Genomic DNA, 4468 nt, shown 5'->3' with positions numbered 1-4468 from the left:
ACACTGCCCCATCACCGATCTTCGCCAAGCCCGGTGATGGGGCATCAATATCAGATCAGAGATACAGAAGGCTCAGGACCCATTGATTTCCGTTCAGCGGTGTGATTCACGGCTCAAAAACGAGCGGTGAAGGTGAACATGTCTGATCTTTTCTGGCTTACGGACGCGCAGATGGCGCGTCTTGAACCCTTCTTCCCGAAGTCCCATGGCAAACCCCGCGTCGATGACCGACGTGTGTTGAGTGGGATTATCTTCATTAACCGCAATGGGTTGAGATGGCGCGACGCCCCGTCGGCCTATGGCCCGCACAAGACGCTCTATAACCGCTGGAAGCGGTGGAGCGACAAAGGCATCTTCGCCCAGATGATGGCAGGTTTGGCTGCCGAACACGGCGAAGAGAAGACCGTGATGATCGACGCCACCTACCTGAAGGCCCACCGTACCGCGACCAGTTTGGGCGTCAAAAAAGGGGGCGTGGACGCCTGATCGGCCGCACCAAGGGCGGCATGAACACCAAGTTGCATGCCATCTGCGACAGCCGGGGACGTCCACTCAACCTGTTTGTCACCGCCGGTCAGGTCAGCGATTACATCGGCGCGCGAGCATTGCTGAGCAGCCTGCCGGATGTCGATTGGCTGCTCGGGGACCGTGGATATGATGCCGATTGGTTCAGGGAAGCGTTGAAAGACAAAGGGATAAGATCCTGCATCCCAGGTCGGAAACAGCGCAAGAAAGCCGTAAAATACGACAAGCGCCGCTACAAACGCCGCAACCGGATTGAGATCATGTTTGGCAGGCTGAAGGATTGGCGACGTGTGGCCACACGATACGACAGATGCCCCAAGGTCTTCCTCTCCGCAATCGCACTCGCCGCGCTGGTCATCTATTGGCTATGAGATGCTGTAACGGGGCCTGCGTCACGCACGACCGTCGCCACTTGTCAGATTAGCACCGCGCTGTCGCCATTCCCGTATTGAACCCAGATGGAGGATGACGGGATGAAGCTATTTATTGGATTGGATGTGTCGTTGGCGAATACTGCAGTGTGTGTGGTCAGCGAGCATGGCCAGATCGTCAAAGAGGCGGAGACTGAAAGCGAACCCGAAGGTCTGGCGCGCTGGTTGGACGAACTTGACGGCAGCATCGCAGTGATTGGCCTGGAGGCCGGGCCACTGTCGCAATGGCTGCACCGAGGGCTGACCGAAGCTGGCCTGGATGTGGTGCTCATGGAAACGCGCCAGGTGAAAGGAGCGCTGAAGGCGATGCCGATCAAGACGGATCGGCGCGATGCAGAAGGGATTGCACGCCTTCTTCATCTCGGCTGGTTCCGCCCGGTCCACTGTAAATCCGTCTCTGCTCAGGATACCCGGGCGGTTCTCGGCGCTCGAAAGGCTATCCAGCAGAACATGATCGCTCTGGAAATGTCGTTGCGCGGACTGCTGCGGAACTTTGGCCTCAAGGTCGGTGCGATCTCCCGCGGTAGGTTCGAGATGCGCATTCGGGAATTGGCGGATGGCAATCCGATGCTGGAAACCGCGACTGAACCGATGTTGCGGGCCCGAGCATCCCTACGACAGGAACTGGCCGGTCTCGAAAAGTGCGTGCGCCAGTTGGCCTGGGATGATCCGGTTTGCCAACGCCTTATGTCGATGCCTGGAATCGGTGCCGTCGTAGCACTGACATTCCGTGCTGCGGTCGATGATCCGGCCCGCTTTCGGTCTTCAAAGAGAATTGGCCCTTGGGTTGGCCTGACGCCGTCACGCAACCAGTCCGGTGAACGGGACGTGTCCGGTGGTATCACCAAAGCGGGTGACGTCAATCTGAGGAGGGCGTTGTGCCAAGCCGCAACTGTCATGATGAACCGCGGCCGATCGACATGGCTCAGAACATGGGGAGCCCAACTCGCGCAGCGGCGCGGTCGCAAAATTGCGATGGTCGCTCTCGCACACCGCATCGCGGTCATTCTGCATCGGATTTGGGTCGATGGCACAACCTTCCAATCAGATGCGGCGCCAAACCCTGCCTAACAGGATGACACCCCACCCGTTGCCTGCCTGATTGCAGGCCTTTGAGGTCCCGCAGGGACGTGGTTCCGATGATGCCGTGGTCAGGACTGTCGCTGACTTCCGTCAAGTACGACTATGAGATGGGCACATCGGAATTACATCGAACCAGCATCATGTTGGCAGCCGCCTCGCTGACCACGAACCGAAGCATGTACCCCAAGGACCTCAGCCGAAGGTCGCGACAGAAGCCGGGACCGGCACCAAGAATATCAAAGAAACCTCTACGGCGGATCAATTGTTGTGCGCAAAACCGCTTGACTGGCACGCCCCCGTTACCGAAGTCCTGACCCTAGGTTTGTGGAGGCCGTTTGATGACGAATTTCAGCCAGTTCCAAGTACTCTGGATCATCGTGCCAAGCCTTGGCTTTTTCTACGGAAGGGAACCGCATGAGTACTGTCCTTGGCATGGCCCACGACCCTTCCAGAATTTCAGTCTCGGCGCGCGATGTTGCTAGTAACTCTCCGCCATGCTTTTCGAAAATGGGCATGAAGCCATCGAGATAGGCTTGGTAGGCCTCGGGGTCATGTATGTCGAGCTGACCGATTACGTAGGCTGGCATGATATTCTCATTTTCCTAATTTTCCTCGGCTATGGTTTGATATCCTGTTTGCGCGAGGGCAACTGTCTGGATGGCAACGCTCGAAGGCATGGAACGAATGTCATACTTTTCAGCCTGGGTCCGGCAGCGGAGGGAGTTGGCGCAAGTATAGAATTATTGCGTCGATATCCTTGGGCGCCATCCGACTGTAGTATCCATAACCCATGGGAGGCAGCATCGGTGTACCGTCAGGTCTAACGCCGCTCGTGATCATTTGCTTCAGCTCGGCATCTGTCCATTCCGCTATGCCGTCCTCTGGATGCGAGGTCAGGTTGGACGAAATCACAGTTCCCCACGGACCATGGAACTCGAAACCACCCGCACCAAGCTGATTGACCCAATCAGGTCCCATGGGGCCCATTGGGCTGTGACACTCAATGCAATGCGCCACCGGTCCGGCCAAATACTCTCCATATTCGACTGTCACACCTTCTTCTGGATGCGCGACACTCGTAACGGGTGGTCCGTATGCTGGCGGTAACGGTATGTCATACACGCTTTCGCCGGGATCATTCTCAACTGCAGGTAGGCTTCGCATATACATGACGATCGACATTACGTCGTCGTCCGACAAACGACTGTAGAGTGCTATTGGCATTGGGGGCCCGATCACCCGCGATCCACCCGGAGTGATCCCTTCCCGGATTGCCCGGGCAAACTCCTCGTCTGTCCAATCCGCCACACGTCCACCCGGCGTGATATTGGGCGCAATTGCCGTAAAGCCCGGTGTTTTTTCCACCAGGCGGCCCGCCTGGTTCATTTCCATGACGGGCCCGTTGGGTCCGATCGGCGTGTGACAATTGCCGCAGGCTGCTGGCCCTTCAACAAGGTACTCGCCTCTCTCCAAAGTCGGTGCTGCAAACGCCATTGTGCCACAAACAATGGCAATTCCCGCCAAGCCTACGGTTTTCATTTCTGTACCCCCCCCTTGTTTTCCCAAGGATGGCATAGCAATCGAATTTTCCAAAGGTTTTTGACGCGAGCTTCGCGCGCGACCTAATTCAGAATTACAAAGTGTAGAGGGCTTGAGCGGCTTGGCGGACTCTACCGATCGCGCCTCGATTTGTCTTGAATAGCGATCACTCTGAACAATCAAAGAAGGACCGTTCCGGGCTCATAGCCGACCTTTGCCGAGCGGCGCGCGAAGGTAGACTATGCGGGGAAAAGCGCACATCGATTTTGCGTTCAGGACGTCGCTCAGACTCAGAAACGATTGGCAGACCTCAAGCCTTGCTCAGGATATATGTCATGAAGTTGCACGACCCGAAAAACGCTCCAGCCTCCGACGCGCCATTGTGCGTGGACAACCACTGCTGGGCAATGCCCTCGTCCAGGTGCCCTGCAGCCACCATCGGTCCAGCATAGCTATCCAGCATGCTCTTGAAAAACTCGGCCCTGCCCACCTCGGCCAGAAGCTCGGGAAGAAAGTCGACTATTTGCAGTCCCGATTTGACGAGCAATTGAGGAAACTGGCGCATGACCCGAGGATGGGCAACAACCGTCTTTAGCAGACCTTCAAGCGCGAGGTCATTCACCTCTGGGTCGCCAGCGCCGAACGTGATCGAGGCGTAGTCACCATCAAAAACGACGATGCGACCGTCTGGTGAGGTCAGGCGCGCGGCTTCTTTCAGAACTGCCGACGGATCGACCACGTGACTGATCAGCGTATGAAGGACCACAAGGTCGAATTTTCCCTCAACATCTTTGGTCCGATGACTGTCAGCAATGTCCTTCCCCCCTAGAACTGGGCCACTACGATGGCCGAGAGAGGGGGACAGAGAATGGCTCGGAAACGGTACTCAG

5 protein-coding genes are annotated in these 4468 nt (G+C 56.9%); 2 read left to right on the top strand and 3 right to left on the bottom strand.

The window, feature by feature from the left end; genetic code table 11:
* Positions 1-138: 138 nt before the first annotated feature.
* A protein-coding gene (locus tag AB2B41_RS23020) for an IS5 family transposase (RefSeq protein WP_367880165.1) occupies positions 139-896 on the top strand; the annotation gives its coding sequence in 2 pieces (ribosomal slippage) (positions 139-475 and positions 475-896; 759 coding nt in all).
* A 102-nt stretch (positions 897-998) separates the two neighbouring features.
* Positions 999-2027 (top strand): IS110 family RNA-guided transposase, encoded by a 1029-nt coding sequence (locus tag AB2B41_RS23015; RefSeq protein WP_367880164.1) that lies wholly within the window; start codon positions 999-1001, stop codon positions 2025-2027.
* A 311-nt stretch (positions 2028-2338) separates the two neighbouring features.
* Here AB2B41_RS23015 and AB2B41_RS23010 read toward each other — a convergent pair whose 3' ends face one another.
* From AB2B41_RS23010 to AB2B41_RS23000, 3 genes are all read right to left on the bottom strand, one after another.
* On the bottom strand, positions 2339-2626 hold the full coding sequence (locus AB2B41_RS23010; RefSeq protein ID WP_367880163.1) for a DUF1330 domain-containing protein: 288 nt from the start codon (positions 2624-2626) through the stop codon (positions 2339-2341).
* Positions 2627-2735: 109 nt separating this feature from the next.
* The gene (locus tag AB2B41_RS23005) at positions 2736-3578 is read right to left on the bottom strand and encodes a c-type cytochrome (protein WP_367880162.1); all 843 of its coding nucleotides are present in this window, start codon (positions 3576-3578) and stop codon (positions 2736-2738) included.
* 310 nt (positions 3579-3888) lie between these two features.
* Positions 3889-4392: a methyltransferase domain-containing protein gene (locus AB2B41_RS23000; RefSeq protein ID WP_367880166.1), complete on the bottom strand. Its 504-nt coding sequence runs from the start codon at positions 4390-4392 to the stop codon at positions 3889-3891.
* Positions 4393-4468 lie beyond the last annotated feature (76 nt).

The sequence above is a fragment of the Sulfitobacter sediminis genome (assembly GCF_040811725.1).
GTDB classification, from domain to species: Bacteria; Pseudomonadota; Alphaproteobacteria; order Rhodobacterales; family Rhodobacteraceae; genus Sulfitobacter; species Sulfitobacter sediminis.
Note: the sequence above shows the minus strand (reverse complement) of the source record. Positions and strands in the feature narration are given on the sequence as shown.